This is a genomic window from Sphingobacterium sp. UDSM-2020, assembly GCF_016132525.1.
Taxonomy (GTDB): domain Bacteria; phylum Bacteroidota; class Bacteroidia; order Sphingobacteriales; family Sphingobacteriaceae; genus Sphingobacterium; species Sphingobacterium anhuiense.
This window is the reverse complement of sequence record NZ_CP066166.1, coordinates 3,396,541-3,414,038: the sequence shown is the minus strand read 5'-3', so window position 1 is coordinate 3,414,038 and position 17,498 is coordinate 3,396,541. Positions and strand designations below refer to the sequence as shown.

Below are 17,498 nucleotides of genomic sequence, written 5' to 3'. Positions count from 1 at the left end.
TGTCCTAATTTTTAGAATTTAATGTTAACACCTAAACCATAACTCGAAGTTCCCGGAAGAGAGAAACGCTCAAATGCACCTGACATGTTCGTATTTCCTTGTGAAACTTCTGGATCATAACCTTTCAGTTCAGACCAAAGGATGATGTTACGTGCGAATGCATTCACATCTACTTTAATTTTTGAAGTTTGATATACTGGATAACCTATCGCAACTTCACGTAATTTTACAAATGATGTACCGCGAATCGAAGATTCTGAAACATCGTTCATAGCAGTGAAATAATTAAAAGCATTAGATGGATCAATCATGATGTCATTCTTTTCATAAATACCTTCTGAAACTTCTTTAACAGCAGGCAACTCAAAAAGAAAACCATTTCCACTACGGAAATCAGCAGATTTTTGCGTTACTCCGTAATAATCTAGCACCCCTGCCGTACCATGGAACATCTGCCCACCTTGTTTCCAGTCTAAAACCGCTGATAGACGAACTTTTTTATATTCAAAGTTTGTATTAAAACCTAAATTAAAATCCGGTGAAACCTTTCCAATTACAGTTTCTTCTCCAGCTTGTGGTAAACCATCTTCATCAACTACAATCTGTCCAGCATCATTTCTTAAGTAAGAAACACCATAGATCACTGGGAATTTATAACCAATACCTGCACGAACCTGTGGTTCAACGAATCCACCCATGAAGATACTGTTAACACCTTCTTTTAGCTCATCTACGTAATTATCGATTTTGGTAAAGTTAAATGCAAAATCCCATTTGAAATCACCAGAACGGTATGGTGCAACAGCCAATGTTAATTCGTGTGCGTTTGTATGAATTTTACCACCATTCGTTACTAAACTTGCATAACCTGTAGATGCAGCCAAAGGCACATCAAAGATTTGATCTTTTACATTTTGACGCGAGAAAGTATAGTTCAGGTTGATCAATCCATTCCAAAAAGTCAAATCTGTACCCACCTCTATCGCTTGTGTATTCTGAGGCTTTAAGTTCGGATCGTAAACTTTTGAATATGGTGTATAAGAAGTTATACCATCACTGTTAATTGGATACAAGATCGGTGTACCTGAAGAAAATCCGCCTCCATACACTGGTTTGTCGTAATAACTCTCATAGTAATCTCCCGCTTGACCAACCTCAGCAAATGAAGCTCTAATTTTACCCATTGTTAAGATTGAGTTCTTAACACTTTCCAATTCTGTGAAAACAAATCCTGCTGACACAGATGGATAGAAGAATGAACGGTTGTTACGTGGCATTGAAGAAACGATATCGTTACGACCTGTTGCATTTAAGAACAACATATTTTTATATGCTAATGCCAAACTTCCGAAGGTACCAAATGTACGAGTGTGACGTAAGTTCTGCTCCGTAGTGACTGTAGATGCATTGTTGATGTTATCCCATCCCGGAAAGTTAAAATTCATTCCGTAAGCATAATCTCTTCTACGGACACGGTTAACAATTTCATTACCGACCATCGCGTCAAATACTAAATCATCATTGATTTTCCAGTTGTATGCAGCAGTTCCTAATGAATTCCACTCTGTTACTGAAATATGATAGTTTTCAACCTCACCTTTACCATTTGCATGTCCATATCCCCATAAATCTGTATAATTAGAAGTATAAGAATCTACACCTGCTTGATATTTCAATGTTAATTTTTGGTTTTCACCTAAATCAGTCGCATATTGACCATATCCATTACCAAAAAAGCGCTGTGTATCCTCAGAGAATTTATTGTTTTCAGTGGCCCAATAAGCACCATCAAAACCGGCAGTTGAACGGTACGTGTTTTGCTGCGTAGGATTGTTTAGATAATAAGATGGAATACCTTTTAAATCATAGGAAGATGGCGCTCCAAATAGCGTTGCCATGATACCATTATTGGCACCGGTCTGCTTAGTAATTCTTGAATTCACATAATTACCTGTAAAACCAGTTGTCCATTTCTCAGACAACTTAGCTTCACCCGCTAATTTTGCTGTATAACGGTCCATACCTGTAGAAGGTACGATACCATCAGCATTCGTTGATCCTAAAGATAAAGCATAGCTTCCTTTGTCAAACCCTTGTACAATATTGAATGAGTTATTAAAGGTATTTCCTACATTAAAGAAATCTTTAGCATTATTGTATGCTTGGGGTGTAGCCCAAGGATCTAAGCCTGCATTAGCACGTTGTTGCACGTAATATTTACCTGCTTGTTTACCGTATTGCTTGGTATAAGCATTGTCTGTATTACCACCATATGTTAAATCATTAGCCAAATCGTCAATACGTTGTCCCCATGATGTAGATGCCGTTGGTGCATATTTACCTCCAGAACCTTGCGCATAGGTTGTTTGGAAATCGGGCAATACCGATACCTTATCAAAAGATACGTTTGAATTATATGAGATCTGCGGTTTTCCTTGTTTTCCTTTACCACTTTTCGTTGTAATCAAGATAACACCATTAGAAGCACGCATACCGTATAACGCTGATGCTGCTTGTCCTTTTAAGATATTGATACTTTCGATATCGTTAGGATCAATATCCAACCCTCTAGAAGAATAATCAGACCCCGTCACACCATTTCCTGTAGAAACATCATTTCCAGAAGAAATAGGCATACCATCTACAATATACAAAGGAGAGTTATTTCCTGTAAATGAACGCGCACCGCGAATCGTAATATTAGCAGATGCACCTGGCATACCTGATGAAGGTGTTACCTGTACTCCTGAAACTTTACCTTGTAATGCAGTAGCTAAATTACTATTCGCTGCCTCAGTCAATTTACTCCCTTTAAGTTCTTGAGTCGCATAACTTAAAGATCTTTTTTGACGAGATTGGCCCATTGCCGTTACGACAACTTCTTCTATTGCATTGGTATTATCTTCCAATGAAATATTGAAAGTAGAAGTATTATTGTTAACAATAATTGTTTTTTCACCGAAACCAATAGAGCGAAATACTACTACTTTACCTGCAGGTACACTTAAAGAATAGTTACCATTTGCATCAGTTTGGGTAGCTTGATTAGTTCCTTGCACAACAACAGTAACTCCTGGTACCGCTTGGCCAGTTGTTGATGTAACACGTCCACTAATCTTCTTCTCTTGAGCGAATGCTACTGATGATAGAATCATCCCCCCAACGAGAAAACTAAGTAATGTTTGTTTCATGTTATTTAGTTTGTTAATTAATTTATGTAATATGTTTATGTCCATAAAATAAGATGTGCATTTAAAACGTTTAAACTTTAATTGTCTAAACAATTCAAAAAACACAAATCAAAACCTCCTTCACCGTGACGGATAGCTTTTCCTTTGCAAACAGATTTAACAAATTGTAGATCCAACAAATAGTGACAACAATCAGTTCACTATGGTGATCTTATAAGAATCTGTAAATTTTCTTTTTAAAATTTACGATGAATAATGTGGTAGTAAACCTTCACAGACATTACATCTTGAAAGCGGGAAGCAAATATATATAGACAAAGTTGTTATTACAAGTATTTTAACAAAAAAGTTTTTTTTTCATAACTAATGTAAATATGAAGCTTCTATATTACGAATAATGCAAGCAGTGCTGATATAAATTAAATTTTCACAATCACCCATTACACAGAATTAAATACGGCAATCATTAGATTTAACAAAATTTTAACATAAAAAAAGGGTTGTAAAAAATTACAACCCTTTCAATTTATATTAAATTAATATCAATCAATATATTCAAATCCTGTATAGGGAACTAGTACTTTCGGTATTTTTATACCCTTATCTGTTTGATTATTCTCCAATAAAGAAGCGACTATACGTGGTAAAGCTAATGCCGATCCATTTAATGTATGAGCCAATTGCATTTTACCATCCTGGTTTTTAAACCTCACTTTCAGACGGTTAGATTGATACGTTTCGAAATTTGAAACTGATGACACTTCTAACCAACGTTTTTGAGCGGCGCTGTATACTTCCAGATCATAAGTCAACGCGGCTGTAAAGCTCATGTCACCACCGCAGAGACGCAAGACACGATAAGGTAATTCAAGTTTTTGTAACAATCCCTGAACATATGTATTCATTTCTTCCAATGCATCATAAGAACGATCGGGATGAACGATTTGTACGGTCTCTACTTTATCAAATTGATGTAAACGATTTAAACCACGAACATGCGCACCATACGATCCCGCTTCGCGACGGAAACAAGGTGTATAAGCACAATGTCTAATAGGGAATTGTTCTTCTTTTACGATAACATCGCGATAGATATTAGTAACGGGAACTTCCGCTGTTGGTATCAAGTATAGATCATCGTGTGTTACATGATACATCTGGCCTTCCTTATCAGGTAACTGACCAGTAGCAAATGCAGATGCCTCATTAACCATAATTGGCACCTGTACTTCTTCATATCCCACTTTTGCAGCTTCATCTAAAAAGAAGTTGATCAATGCACGTTGCAAGCGAGCTCCTTTTCCTTTATAGACAGGGAAACCTGCACCTGTTACCTTTACACCTAACTCCAAATCTACGATACCGTATTTAGTTAACAGATCCCAGTGACTAACCGCATCATCTGCTAATGTAGGGATAGTTCCGTTTTCTAACACAACTTCATTATCATCTGCTGATACACCTACAGGAACGGTAGTATGTGGAAGATTGGGAAGTTGGACAATCTTTGCATTTAAATCCTGTTCAACACGATCTAAATGATCTGTCAAACTTTTGATCTGTTCTTTATATCCGGAGGATTGGGATTTTACGGCTTCAGCTTCTTCTTTTTTACCTTGACGCATTAATTCTCCGATTTTTTTTGCGGATGAATTTGCTTCAGCTGAAAGGGCATCTGACTCGGATTGAATTTTACGACGTTGTTCATCCAAAGTGATGATTTCATCTACTAATCCAATTTCCTTGAAATTTTTGACACCTAATCTTTCGATTACCTTATCCCTGTTTTCACGGATATAATTCAATTGCAACATAATTGTATGTATTTTTAAAGAAACAAACTTAGATAAATTTGTTTTATTTACAATTTTTATTCTGTCATTTATTAAACAAAATTGTTCGTTCCCGCCCTTTCTATTTGGCACTCATGATTGTTATACACGAATCGATATCCCACTCTTCCATCACGAAATATTATAGAGAAGAAATATAATATGTGAAGTTCAATTAATAAGTCCGAATGAAATTTAAAATCAATTTTACATCAAGATCTTTATTTATGTAAGATTACTTGTAAATTGCCTTTATATAAACTCATAAAGCATAATAACAGATGCACTATACACCTGCGAATAATCGATATCAAGGAATGGAATACCGCCGTTCGGGTAATTCCGGAATTAAATTGTCAGCAATCTCATTGGGCTTATGGCAAAATTTTGGTCATGTTAATGATTTTGAGAACAGTCGTAAGTTAATACAGACAGCATTTGATTCGGGTATCACGCATTTTGACCTTGCGAACAACTATGGGCCGCCTCCTGGTTCGGCAGAAGAAAATTTCGGAAAAATATTACAGACAGACTTTAAAGGACTTCGCGATGAAATGATTATCTCTTCCAAAGCTGGTTATACAATGTGGGATGGCCCGTATGGCGATTGGGGTTCGAAAAAGTACCTAGTCTCAAGCTTAGATCAAAGTTTAAAAAGAATGAATCTGGATTATGTAGATATTTTTTATCACCATAGACCGGACCCGGAAACACCATTGGAAGAAACAATGGCCACTTTAAACTTATTAGTCCAACAAGGAAAGGCTTTATATGTCGGGATATCGAACTATAAAACACCTGAAGCAAAACGTGCGATAGATCTTTTAAAACAAATGGGCACGCCTTGTCTCATCCACCAACCTAAGTATTCTATGTTTGAGCGCTGGGTCGAAGAAAGCCTATTGGATTTGCTTACAGAGGAGCAAGTCGGCTGTATTCCTTTCTCACCCTTAGCCCAAGGTTTACTTACTGATAAATATTTACATGGTATTCCGCAAGATTCACGAGCGGCTTCTGGAAGTATTTCACTTCATGAAAGTGATATCACTTCAGATAAAATCGGAAAAATAAAAGCTTTAAATGAAATAGCGCTGCATCGAAATCAAAAACTGGCACAAATGACGGTATCGTGGCTATTACAGAAACCTCAAGTGACATCAGTTTTAATTGGAGCAAGTAAAGTATCACAGATTCAAGATGCCGTCAATGCGGTAAAGAACCAGCAATTTACAAGAGAAGAATTACAGCAAATTGAAAATATTTTAGCACAATAAATTTAAAAAGCTCATTTCATATTAGGATTCTATCCAATGAAATGAGCTTAATACTGCTATAAATAAAATAGCCCATGCTATTAAAAAAAGCAAGTCAAAGCCTTGATTACAATTATTAAAAAAAACTTACCTTTGTAAATGCTTTATTTAGTTCCTACGCCAATTGGCAATTTAGAAGACATGACTTTTCGCGCTATACGTGTGTTAAAAGAAGCAGATGTTATTCTTGCCGAAGATACACGCACAAGTGCCCCCCTTTTGAAACATTTTGGAATCGAAAAAAAAGTATTTGCGCATCATCAGCACAATGAACATAAAGCGATTTCAGAAATCATTAGATTTCTAAAAGAAGGCCAGACTATTGCCCTAATTTCAGATGCCGGTACTCCAGCTATCTCTGACCCCGGTTTTTTATTAGTACGGGAGGCAATTAAAGAGGGGCTTGAAGTACAATGTCTACCTGGTGCAACCGCTTTTGTTCCTGCCTTGGTTAATTCTGGACTTCCAAATGACCGTTTTTGTTTCGAAGGATTTCTACCTGTGAAAAAAGGACGTCAAACCCGTATGAAATTCTTGGCTGAAGAAAAACGAACGATGATATTTTACGAATCACCACATCGTATCCTTAAAACAATTGATGAGTTTATTCAAGTGTTTGGAGCAGAAAGACAAGCTTCGATATCACGAGAATTAAGTAAACTGTATGAAGAAAATGTAAGAGGTACTTTAACTGATTTAAAATTACATTTTGAAAACAATCCTATTAAAGGAGAATTTGTATTTTGTGTGGGAGGTTTAGAATAAGTTTAGCCTTCATTTATTTAAAATAGATTTAACATGAACTTTGAACTTTTTGCCATTGATGGCCAGGACATAAAAATTGTAGAAAAGTTAGTTGTCAAATTGCAAGATATGATGACAGAGGGAGAGCGAATTGATTATATCGCCGTACAGAAAAAACCGGCCGTTACCATTCTTCCCGACAGTATAACGATTAGTAACAAACGTATTTTCATGTGTGAATTTACAAAGCTGGGCTTAGCAACAGATTTTGAAATTTTCAGTTGGAAAGATATCAAAGATATCGCGTTTAAAGAAGAAATTTTTGGTTCTAAGGTTACCGTAATCCCTAGTACTGGGGAAAATTTAAGTATTGATTACATCCCTAAAGTACAGGCACGTAAATTATACCAGCTAATCAAAGGGGCTTTAGAAACATCTAAATTAAAAGAGATCGAGCAGGAGAGAGAAAAATTTATTGTAACCGCTCCTAAGCAGACAGCTCCCTCATTTGAAATTCATCAACCTATAATAGAAGAAGAGCCTGTCTCTAAAAACACACCATCCTTGCCTATAGTGGAAGAGGTCAATGAAACTATTGTACCCGAAACTATGATTCCGCCAACTATTGAGGTAACAGCAGCTGCTATAGTTGAAGAAGATGATGAGATAACACTCAAATTAAGAAAATTAAAAAACCTCTTTGACAAACAGTTGATTACACAGGCAGAATACGAAAACAAGAAAAACGAAATTTTATCTCAAATTTAATCGTGAGAAATCAATATTTACTGGCACTTTTAAGTGCCTTTTTATTATGGTTAGGCTGGCCACCCGTCCCCTATAGTAGTCCGATCTTATTAATTGCCTTTCTCCCGCTCTTAATCGCAGTTGAAAATATCATCCGTAATCAAACCTATATTAAAAAAGGTAAAAAGATTTTTTTTACAGCAGGATTAACGGCAGTGCTATGGAATACAGCCTCTATTTATTGGGTATACAATTCAATATCTGCAGTAATGCCTTGGTATATTGCCATTTTTATTTCACTCATTCCTTTTTTATTAGGATCATTATTAATGACACTTGCATTTCGACTATATTATCAAATGCGGAAAAAAACATCCATTATTCTTTCCCTATTTGGATTAATGGCCTTCTGGATATCTTATGAATATTTACACCAATCCTGGGATCTGGCATTTCCCTGGATGACCTTAGGTAATGGGTTCTCTAATTTTCATCAATTAATTCAATGGTATGAGTTTACTGGAGTATATGGTGGTACAGTGTGGATATGGTTAAGCAATATTTTAATTTTCTTACTTTATTTAAACAAGAAAGAAATGAATATTTTAGCAAAACCCCGCACCATAACTATTATCTTAGCGTTATTATTGCTTATCCCCTCTTCATACTCTGTCATTCGCTATATGACGTACGAAGAGCATATTAACCCTTCTCAGATTGTAACTGTCCAACCTAATATTGACCCATTTGGAAAATTTGGTCATATCAGCCCTGAAGAACAATTGCAAACTTTAATGCAACTATCAAAATCTGTTGCAAAGCCGAACACAGAGTTTTTTATATGGCCAGAAACAGCATTGTCACAAAGAGGTGATTTCGATGAGGAAGATTTTAGAAGTACAAGTACATTTGATTCGCTTATTAATTTTCTAAATGACTATAAAAATGGCAATGTATTATCTGGGATAGAGAGTTATAGATTATATAACGATAAAAGAACAAATACTGCTAGAGAAGTAGGACCAAACTTATATAAAGACAATTTCAATGCGGCAACTTTAGTTGACGTGTCTTCCAAACTACAATTTTATCATAAATCGAAACTAGTTCCCGGTGTTGAGCAAATGCCATTTGGCACTGCAATTAATTTCTTAAAGCCTCTATTTAGTGCATTTGGTGGAACGACCGGAGGATATGGAAAACAGGATAAACCATCGGTATTTTATTCCCAAAGTGGTATCGGTGCAGCTCCCGTCATCTGTTATGAGTCTATCTGGGGGAATTATGTTGCACAATATATCCAACAAGGGGCCCAATTTATTGCCATCATTACAAATGATGGTTGGTGGGGAAATACTTCTGGTAAAGATCAGCATTTAGATTACGCAAAGCTAAGAGCCATTGAAAATCGAAGATGGGTAGCCCGCTCTGCGAATACGGGAATATCGGGCTTTATCAACCAGCGCGGAGACATCATTCAAAAAACAGATTGGTGGGTACCTGCAGCCTTAACACAAGAAATCAACCTCAGTGAGGAATTGACTATTTACACAAAAAATGGTGATATCCTCGCTTATCTAGGTCTTTTGGGAGCTTTGCTTGCCACACTGACCTTTTTTAAAAAATCAAAAACAAGCAATTTTATTAAATAATCTCAATACCACTAAATAAGTAAACTTACTTTTACTTAATTTTGTCCATTATGCAAGTATATTTTGATAATGCTGCAACTACAGCGCTAGATCCAGAAGTCATTCGTGTCATGATAGACACCATGGAAAATAATTTTGGAAACCCTTCTTCTATTCATTCACATGGACGACAAGTAAAAACAATTGTTGAAAAGGCGCGTAAATCCATTGCGCAAATCTTACATACTTCTCCATCTGAAATTTTCTTTACCTCTGGTGGTACAGAAGCTGATAACATGGCAATTGTACGTTCTATTGTAGATTTTGGAATTACACATGCGATCACTACACCAATAGAACACCATGCTGTGCTTCATACATTAGAAGAATTGGAAAAATCAGGAAAAGTTCATCTCGACTTACTGCATGTAGATTCTCATGGTAATATTGATTTAAATCAATTAGAAGACTTACTCTCAAAAAATCCTAGAACTTTCGTTTCCATTATGCATGGTAACAATGAACTTGGAAATTTAAATGATATTGAAAAAATATCAGAAATATGTCAAAAGTATAAAGCAATCTTTCATTCTGATACTGTCCAAACTATGGGTCACTATCCACATGATCTAAGCAAGCTAAAAATTGATTTTATAACGGGAGCTGGACATAAATTCCATGGACCGAAAGGAGTTGGTTTTCTATACATTAATGCCAATACGAAAATCAAACCCATGATTTATGGCGGTGCACAAGAACGTAATATGCGTGGTGGAACTGAAAATGTATATGGTATCGCAGGACTAGCAAAAGCCTTAGAACTGAGCTACGAACATATGGAAGAACATAGTGCTTACATACAGGGGTTAAAATCTTATATGATTGAACAATTGCAGACAGCAATTCCAGATATTAAATTTAATGGTGTCACTGAGCCAAATAAAGCGCTATACACTGTTTTAAATGTATCATTTCCATGTACGGATATGGCAGATATGTTATTATTCAATCTAGATATTGCTGGTATTTCCTGTTCGGGTGGAAGTGCCTGTAGTTCTGGAACCGATATCGGATCGCATGTACTAGGAGCAATAAGGGCGGACGGCACAAGACCTTCAGTACGTTTTTCTTTCTGTAGAAACAATACAAAAGAAGAAGTAGACTTTGTTGTTAATCACCTCAAAGAGATCTGCAAATAGAACGAAACTAAAAAGACCTTCAAAATTTGAAGGTCTTTTTTTGTTAATGTGATTTTATTAAAATGATTATTGTGTTAGTTTTTCTAACTTATAATTCTCTGCCAATTCTCCGACGATTTCATTACCTGATAAATCCAATTGCCAAAGCTTTGCCTTTTCACCCAATTTGAATTTATAATCCACTCCTTCAAGCGTGATCACATTATTTTCAAACTTCCACTTTCCATCTTTGACAAATACTTCATCACTTTTATTAAGATATTTTGAGGTATAACTATAGGAGAAATTTTGATTTAACTTTAAAACAGTTTCGATCCCGTCACAATCTGCACAAGGCATTACTCCGCTGTATGCTCCGCTCAATTCATGTAGAGTGGCGCTTTGGTGATCTTGTTTGTCTTTAACTGCCTCAGCACCTTTACGTTGGTTATCGCATGCAATAAAAACAAATAAGATACAGCATAATATAATAAATAGCCTTTTCATCTTCTTTAAAACTCTTTCTCAAATCTCCACATAGATATAGACAAATTAAGTACCAAAAAGCAAGACTAAAATGTTAAAAAAATGTTAATATTCATCTTCATCATCTCCTTCCAATAAACTTAATGCTCCGCGCAATTCACTTAACGCATGCATATTGCGTTTTTGTTGTGTTATGACCATACCTTTCTTATAAATATCGCGTGCATCTTCTACACGATTCATTTTCTCATAAAGTTTCCCTAAGTGGTAATAAGTTCCAACATAATCGGCATGATTACTTATCAGATCAGTATACCCCTTAAGCGCCTCATCTTGATTTCCCAATTTTAAATATTCGGTAGCCAAAGCATATTTCAAAAAAGGATCTTGTGGAGAATCTTTCAAAAACTCCTTCAATTGTTCTAAACGGTCTGACATGATGTATAGCTTTTAATTTTACACCGGTAAAGCTACAAATAATCAAAGAAGCTTAAAAGTTCAATTCAACACCTAATTACTATGCTAGCATACAAAAATGACAAACCATTGACGAATCATAAGCAGAATAAAATTTAGTCAACCCACAATAAAAAATACACATTTAATAAATAAAACCATATTTAAAGACCTTAAATTATCGATAAAATAATTTACAAGCCTTTATTTTAACAAAAACACAACTCAACATTCCATTGCAGGCAGTATGGTACTCTCCCAAATTATCTTTACATTTAAAGTAAATTATATTAGGTTTGTATAAAACGGTAATAAATTATGAAAATATTAGTGTGTATAAGTAATGTCCCTGACACTACTTCCAAGATTACATTCACCAATGACAACACCGCTTTTAATAATGCTGGTGTGCAATACATAGTGAATCCTTACGATGAAATTGCTTTATCAAAAGCAATAGATTTGGCTGAAGGCGGTAAAGGCACCGTAACTGTTATAACAGTTGGGGACGCAAGTACTGAGGCTACTATCCGAAAAGCTCTAGCGACTGGTGCAGATAATGCAATACGAATAAATGCCTTACCAAGAGATGCTTGGTTTGTTGCCAATCAGATTGCTCATTATGCAAAAGACAACAGCTTTGATCTTATATTAACCGGTAGAGAATCGATTGATTATAATGGAACTCAAGTAGGAGCTCTCGTAGCTACGATCCTAAATATTCCTTCCGTTTCTATCAGTAAAAAACTAGATATTGACGGCAATAGTGCAACTGTAGAACGAGAAATCGAAGGTGGAAAAGAAGTTCTAACTTTAAATCTACCAGCTGTCATTGGTACAGCTGAAGGGGTCGCAGAAACAAAAATACCGAATATGAGAGGTATTATGACCGCTAGAACGAAGCCATTAGATGTGATTGAACCTATTGAGGTAGCTCAACTGTCGCATATTGTCAAATTTGAAACTCCGGCTCCACGCGGTGCTGTCACTTTGGTTGATGCTGGAGATGTCGAAAAATTAGTTTCTCTTTTGCATGAAAAAGCAAAAGTTATTTAATCAACTCTAATCGTAAAGAATATGTCAATATTAGTATATGTAGAAAATACAGACGGTAAGTTCAAGAAATCAGCATTTGAGGTTGTTTCTTATGCTAAAGCTATTGCAGAACAATCGGAAACTCAAGTTATTGCATTATCAATCGGTAATGTTGAAGAATCGCAATTAAGTATTTTGGGTAAATATGGAGCAAGTAAGGTATTAAATGTCAATACAGAACAATTAAAGTCATTTGTAAACCAGGCTTACGCCGCTATCATCGTTGATGTAGCAAAATCATCAAGCGCATCAATAGTTGTATTGTCAAATTCTTTTTCTGGAAAGGGGTTAGCCCCGCGGGTTGCTGCCAAATTAGAAGCTGGTTTAGCCGACGGAGCTATTGAATTACCTAGTATAAATGGAGAAACGTTACAAGTCAAAACTGGAGCTTTTTCAGGCAAGGCCTTTGCTTATGTCGCATTAACTTCGGCTGTCAAAGTAATTGCTGTTAATCCCAATTCATTTGAAGCAAAAGATTCCGAAGGAACAGCAACTATTGAAACCTATTCTCCGAGTTTGGATGCGTCAGATTTTAGTACGATTGTTAAGGATATCATTAGAGCAACAGATAAAATTTCATTACCTGAGGCAGAAATTGTTGTTTCCGCAGGTAGAGGATTGAAAGGTCCAGAAAACTGGGGTATGATCGAAGAACTTGCTAATGTACTTGGTGCGGCTACAGCATGTTCAAAACCGGTCTCTGACGCGGCATGGAGACCACATTCTGAGCACGTTGGACAAACGGGAATAGCGGTAACTCCCAATTTATATATTGCAATTGGTATCTCAGGAGCAATACAACATTTAGCAGGGGTCAGTGCTTCAAAAACAATTGTTGTGATCAACAAAGATCCTGAAGCTCCTTTTTTCAAAGTAGCAGATTATGGAATTGTTGGAGATGCATTTGAGGTTATTCCTAAATTAATCACAGCTTTAAAAGCTTACAAAGGAATATAAAGTTCCTGAATAAAAAACTCCATTAGCAATTTATTTGTTAATGGAGTTTTTTTATTTCAAATTATTTTTTCATTTTCTACTATTAAACACCCTATCACAGAGCATATAATGATTACCCGAGTATAATTATGTAAGTCACTTAAAATAGGTATAAATGAATAAAATTACCTTTATATCTCCTTGATTATATTGCTTATCTAAGCAAATTTATCTAAATTTGTAAACCGTAAAGGTATCATAATGAAGAAAATCAAGTTAGACATCATTGGACTATCCTACAGTCAGACGCAATCAGGTGCATATGCATTAGTGCTTGGCGAGTCTGGAGGTAATCGCCGTCTTCCTATCATAATAGGAAGTCACGAAGCACAAGCTATTGCGATTAGAATAGAAAAGATGGTTCCCAGTCGTCCTCTAACACATGATTTATTTCAAAATTTTGCAAAAGCTTTTCAAATTAATATACAGGAAGTTCTTATATATAATTTAATTGAAGGCATTTTTTATTCCAAAATCATCTGTTCAGATGGAGAAAAAACTGTAGAAATCGATGCCCGAACTTCAGATGCTGTTGCACTAGCTGTTCGTTTTGGAACACCCATCTATGCTTACGACTTCATCTTATCTTCTGCCGGCATCGTTATCGAAGGCAATGAGTTTGCCTTTCTTGAAAATCTAGAAAATGCAGTAAATGCTGAAATCGTTGAAGATGATGTCAAAGAAGAAAAATCAAAAATTCAAAATCCTTTCTCAAGCCTTACAGATGAACAATTAAAAACGGTTCTCGAACAATCCCTTCATGATGAAAACTATGAGCAGGCTGCATTAATCCGTGATGAGATATCACGTAGAAAATAAGGTCACAATCATCGACAAAAAAACAAACTCAACTCTATATTACTTATGTCTATTAAATTAAGGTTGACCATTATGAACTTCCTCCAATTTTTTGTGTGGGGAGCTTGGTTAATTACAATAGCAAATTACTGGTTTGGTACTAAGCAATGGGACGGTACCCAGTTTGGAGCTATATTTGCAACAATGGGTTTTGCCTCTTTGTTTATGCCTACTTTAATGGGAATTATCGCAGACAGATGGGTTAACGCTGAAAAACTGTATTTGGTACTACATCTTTTATATGCGGCGGTACTCTTTTATCTACCACAAATAAATGATCCTGTTACTTTTTTCTATGCGATGCTCCTTGCCATGTGTTTCTACATGCCAACCCTTGCCCTATCAAATTCCATCGCATATACTGTGCTCACTCAAGGGAAATATGACTTGGTAAAGGCATTCCCCCCAATCCGTGTTTGGGGAACTATTGGTTTTATTGCAGCCATGTGGATTGTTAACTTGACAGGCAGTAAAGCAACAGGTATGCAATTTTATATTGCCGGAGCCTCCGCAGTAGGTTTAGGATTGTTTTCTTTTTCTATTCCCAAATGTCCACCTAGAAATATCAAAAGCGAGCAATCATCTCTGGTACGTACACTAGGTCTGGAAGCTTTCAAATTATTTGGAAATTATAAGATGGCATTGTTTTTTATCTTTTCCATGTTTTTAGGTGCTGCTCTTCAGCTGACAAATGCATATGGAGATGTATTTTTAGATGAGTTTAAATTCTTTCCTAAATATACAAATTCGTTTGTAATCAAATACTCAACGATCATCATGTCAATTTCACAGATATCTGAGACGCTATTTATTCTTGCCATACCATTTTTCTTAAAACGATTCGGAATTAAAAAGGTTATGCTGATATCCATGTTTGCTTGGGTATTGCGTTTTGGTCTATTTGCTTATGGCGATCCATCTTCTGGTTTATGGATGATCATATTATCATGTATTGTATATGGTATGGCTTTTGATTTCTTTAATATTTCAGGTTCCTTATTTGTAGAAACATCCACTAGTTCGCAAATAAGAAGTTCTGCGCAGGGCCTATTTATGATGATGACCAATGGTTTTGGTGCAGTATTTGGCAGTTTAGTTTCAGGATGGATCATCGACAAATATTTCTCCATTTCATTTACTAATGTGAAACAGCTCGCTTCATTTTTAGATACAGATGTAAATAATAATAAGTTAATCAATTTAGTTAAAGAACGAGGACTCTCCATTAGTGAAAATGGTTTATTCAATACAAATTTGATTCTTAAAGACTGGCATCATATCTGGTTAACATTTTCGCTTTATACTTTGGTATTAGCAGTTCTTTTTGCTATTCTTTTCAAACATAAACACGATAAAAATATGCCTTTAGGCGCTAAATAATAAAAAAGCCATTCTGTCGAATGGCTTTTTTTTATATTTGTAGATGCAGCTATCTACTACAGACTATTTAGAAGAAATAAATAAACAATCTCAATCAAAATTTTACGATTGGTCCTATCACAAACTTTTACAGGCAGGTTTCAATAGTGAATGGGCACATACAATCAATTCCATCGTTCTATTATTTTTAGTTATTCTAATTTTATTAATTATAGACTTTCTAGCCAGAAAGGTAATCCTTTCTGTTGTAACCCGTTTTATAATAAAATCGAAAAACTCAATAGATGATTATTTGATAAAAAATAAAACGCTGAAATACATCAGTCACTTCATTCCGCTTTTCATTGCCCAGCAGATCAGTCCAATCATATTTCTAGGATTTCCAAATTGGTTAGAAGCAATCAATAAAGGAATAGAGATCTTGCTAGTTTTAAACATTATGCTCATTGTGCATTCTGCATTAAAAACACTACGTGATATCCTTAAAACTAGAAAAAGCTTTGCTGACAAACCATTGGAAAGTTATTTGCAGGTTTCTCAGATTGTCTTAATCTGCATTGGAGGAACCATTACTTTCTCTATCTTAACAGGTATTTCTCCGTTATCATTTCTAGTCTCGCTAGGAGCTGCCTCTGCCATTTTAATGCTGGTATTCAAAGACACCATCCTTGGCTTTGTCGCAAGTATATCTGTCTCTGCCAATGACTCCATACGGGTGGGTGACTGGATTGAAATGCCAAAACATAATGCCGATGGGACAGTTATCGAAATCAACCTAAATAATGTGAAAGTGCAAAATTTTGACAAAACCATCACCACAATACCCACGCATACTTTACTGATTGATTCTTTTAAAAATTATAGAGGTATGCAGACCTCTGGGGGACGAAGAATAAAAAGAGCAATAAATATTAAAATTTCCACTATTCGGTTTATGACTGAGGAAGAAATCAAAGATTTAGAGAGAATTCAAATTCTTAAACCTTTTATTGAACAACGCAGGTTAGAAATTAGCGAATACAACAATAGAAGTCAAGCCGATCAATCCATGCCTGTAAATGGACGCAAAATGACAAATATCGGTCTGTTTAGAGCTTATGCGACAGCATATATTAGACAGAATCCAAACATAAACAAGGATATGATCAGTATGGTACGTCAAATGGATCCGACAGAACATGGAGTACCATTAGAAATATACGTATTTTCAAATGACACCCGCTTTGAGATCTATGAAGGTATCCGATCTGATTTATTTGACCATTTATTTGCTGTCATTACATACTTCAAACTAGAAGTTTTTGAAAGTCCTGCATCTGATGATCTGCGTAACTTAAGTATAAAAATTGATCATACACATTTACAATAAGAAAAGGTAATCTTCTCCAAGATTACCTTTCTTTTTAAAAACAAACTAAATTTCTGGGTGTGTTTCCCAACAGACCCCACATTAACCCTTTACTATATGAATCAAAAATTACTCTGATACAAATATAAAGTTGTCATATTAAGCAATCCTTAACTAAAGTTTAATCTTTCATCATTATTTATAAAAAAAGCAACCTTAAAAAGGTTGCTTCACGGTTTTATA

General features: G+C 35.5%; 14 protein-coding genes. 10 read left to right on the top strand and 4 right to left on the bottom strand.

The window, feature by feature from the left end; genetic code table 11:
* Positions 1 to 11: 11 nt before the first annotated feature.
* The gene (locus JAZ75_RS14360) at positions 12 to 3,191 is read right to left on the bottom strand and encodes a SusC/RagA family TonB-linked outer membrane protein (protein ID WP_208696240.1); all 3,180 of its coding nucleotides are present in this window, start codon (positions 3,189 to 3,191) and stop codon (positions 12 to 14) included.
* A 542-nt stretch (positions 3,192 to 3,733) separates the two neighbouring features.
* Positions 3,734 to 5,005: a serine--tRNA ligase gene (gene serS, locus JAZ75_RS14355; protein WP_168128384.1), complete on the bottom strand. Its 1,272-nt coding sequence runs from the start codon at positions 5,003 to 5,005 to the stop codon at positions 3,734 to 3,736.
* Positions 5,006 to 5,304: 299 nt separating this feature from the next.
* Between serS and JAZ75_RS14350 the strand changes: the two genes are divergently transcribed.
* The 5 genes from JAZ75_RS14350 to JAZ75_RS14330 all read left to right on the top strand — a co-directional run bounded on the left by JAZ75_RS14350 (position 5,305) and on the right by JAZ75_RS14330 (position 10,657).
* Complete coding sequence (locus JAZ75_RS14350; RefSeq protein WP_232789202.1) at positions 5,305 to 6,297, top strand: aldo/keto reductase; 993 nt, start codon at positions 5,305 to 5,307, stop codon at positions 6,295 to 6,297.
* A gap of 138 nt (positions 6,298 to 6,435) precedes the next feature.
* Complete coding sequence (rsmI, locus tag JAZ75_RS14345; RefSeq protein WP_132772171.1) at positions 6,436 to 7,101, top strand: 16S rRNA (cytidine(1402)-2'-O)-methyltransferase; 666 nt, start codon at positions 6,436 to 6,438, stop codon at positions 7,099 to 7,101.
* Between the two features lie 33 nt (positions 7,102 to 7,134).
* Entirely contained in the window at positions 7,135 to 7,848 is a 714-nt protein-coding gene (locus tag JAZ75_RS14340; RefSeq protein ID WP_208696238.1) for a PH domain-containing protein, read from the top strand.
* A 2-nt stretch (positions 7,849 to 7,850) separates the two neighbouring features.
* Positions 7,851 to 9,479 carry an apolipoprotein N-acyltransferase gene (gene lnt / locus JAZ75_RS14335; protein ID WP_208696236.1) on the top strand — a complete coding sequence of 543 codons (1,629 nt, stop codon included), beginning with the start codon at positions 7,851 to 7,853 and terminating at the stop codon, positions 9,477 to 9,479.
* A 50-nt stretch (positions 9,480 to 9,529) separates the two neighbouring features.
* On the top strand, positions 9,530 to 10,657 hold the full coding sequence (locus JAZ75_RS14330; protein WP_132844549.1) for a cysteine desulfurase family protein: 1,128 nt from the start codon (positions 9,530 to 9,532) through the stop codon (positions 10,655 to 10,657).
* A 66-nt stretch (positions 10,658 to 10,723) separates the two neighbouring features.
* Here the strand turns inward: JAZ75_RS14330 and JAZ75_RS14325 are convergent, their stop codons facing one another.
* The gene (locus JAZ75_RS14325; RefSeq protein WP_132844550.1) at positions 10,724 to 11,143 is read right to left on the bottom strand and encodes a copper resistance protein NlpE; all 420 of its coding nucleotides are present in this window, start codon (positions 11,141 to 11,143) and stop codon (positions 10,724 to 10,726) included.
* Positions 11,144 to 11,227: 84 nt separating this feature from the next.
* Positions 11,228 to 11,560 (bottom strand): tetratricopeptide repeat protein, encoded by a 333-nt coding sequence (locus tag JAZ75_RS14320; RefSeq protein ID WP_183915772.1) that lies wholly within the window; start codon positions 11,558 to 11,560, stop codon positions 11,228 to 11,230.
* 336 nt (positions 11,561 to 11,896) lie between these two features.
* Here JAZ75_RS14320 and JAZ75_RS14315 point away from each other — a divergent pair, with 336 nt between their 5' ends.
* From JAZ75_RS14315 to JAZ75_RS14295, 5 genes are all read left to right on the top strand, one after another.
* Positions 11,897 to 12,634, top strand: coding sequence for an electron transfer flavoprotein subunit beta/FixA family protein (locus JAZ75_RS14315; RefSeq protein WP_208696234.1), 738 nt, complete (start codon positions 11,897 to 11,899; stop codon positions 12,632 to 12,634).
* Between the two features lie 21 nt (positions 12,635 to 12,655).
* Positions 12,656 to 13,630, top strand: coding sequence for an electron transfer flavoprotein subunit alpha/FixB family protein (locus JAZ75_RS14310; protein WP_208696232.1), 975 nt, complete (start codon positions 12,656 to 12,658; stop codon positions 13,628 to 13,630).
* A gap of 240 nt (positions 13,631 to 13,870) precedes the next feature.
* Positions 13,871 to 14,488 carry a bifunctional nuclease family protein gene (locus JAZ75_RS14305; protein WP_132844555.1) on the top strand — a complete coding sequence of 206 codons (618 nt, stop codon included), beginning with the start codon at positions 13,871 to 13,873 and terminating at the stop codon, positions 14,486 to 14,488.
* Positions 14,489 to 14,533: 45 nt separating this feature from the next.
* Positions 14,534 to 15,907 (top strand): nucleoside permease, encoded by a 1,374-nt coding sequence (locus tag JAZ75_RS14300; RefSeq protein ID WP_132844556.1) that lies wholly within the window; start codon positions 14,534 to 14,536, stop codon positions 15,905 to 15,907.
* 43 nt (positions 15,908 to 15,950) lie between these two features.
* Complete coding sequence (locus JAZ75_RS14295) at positions 15,951 to 17,276, top strand: mechanosensitive ion channel family protein (RefSeq protein WP_208696230.1); 1,326 nt, start codon at positions 15,951 to 15,953, stop codon at positions 17,274 to 17,276.
* Positions 17,277 to 17,498 lie beyond the last annotated feature (222 nt).

Coding starts and splice junctions, on each gene's coding strand:
- JAZ75_RS14305 (WP_132844555.1), top strand. CDS start 13,871: ATGAAGAAAATCAAGTTAGACATCATTGGACTATCCTACAGTCAGACG.
- JAZ75_RS14360 (WP_208696240.1), bottom strand. CDS start 3,191: ATGAAACAAACATTACTTAGTTTTCTCGTTGGGGGGATGATTCTATCA.
- JAZ75_RS14310 (WP_208696232.1), top strand. CDS start 12,656: ATGTCAATATTAGTATATGTAGAAAATACAGACGGTAAGTTCAAGAAA.
- JAZ75_RS14330 (WP_132844549.1), top strand. CDS start 9,530: ATGCAAGTATATTTTGATAATGCTGCAACTACAGCGCTAGATCCAGAA.
- JAZ75_RS14340 (WP_208696238.1), top strand. CDS start 7,135: ATGAACTTTGAACTTTTTGCCATTGATGGCCAGGACATAAAAATTGTA.
- JAZ75_RS14350 (WP_232789202.1), top strand. CDS start 5,305: ATGCACTATACACCTGCGAATAATCGATATCAAGGAATGGAATACCGC.
- JAZ75_RS14325 (WP_132844550.1), bottom strand. CDS start 11,143: ATGAAAAGGCTATTTATTATATTATGCTGTATCTTATTTGTTTTTATT.
- JAZ75_RS14320 (WP_183915772.1), bottom strand. CDS start 11,560: ATGTCAGACCGTTTAGAACAATTGAAGGAGTTTTTGAAAGATTCTCCA.
- JAZ75_RS14315 (WP_208696234.1), top strand. CDS start 11,897: ATGAAAATATTAGTGTGTATAAGTAATGTCCCTGACACTACTTCCAAG.
- JAZ75_RS14300 (WP_132844556.1), top strand. CDS start 14,534: ATGTCTATTAAATTAAGGTTGACCATTATGAACTTCCTCCAATTTTTT.
- serS (WP_168128384.1), bottom strand. CDS start 5,005: ATGTTGCAATTGAATTATATCCGTGAAAACAGGGATAAGGTAATCGAA.
- rsmI (WP_132772171.1), top strand. CDS start 6,436: ATGCTTTATTTAGTTCCTACGCCAATTGGCAATTTAGAAGACATGACT.
- JAZ75_RS14295 (WP_208696230.1), top strand. CDS start 15,951: ATGCAGCTATCTACTACAGACTATTTAGAAGAAATAAATAAACAATCT.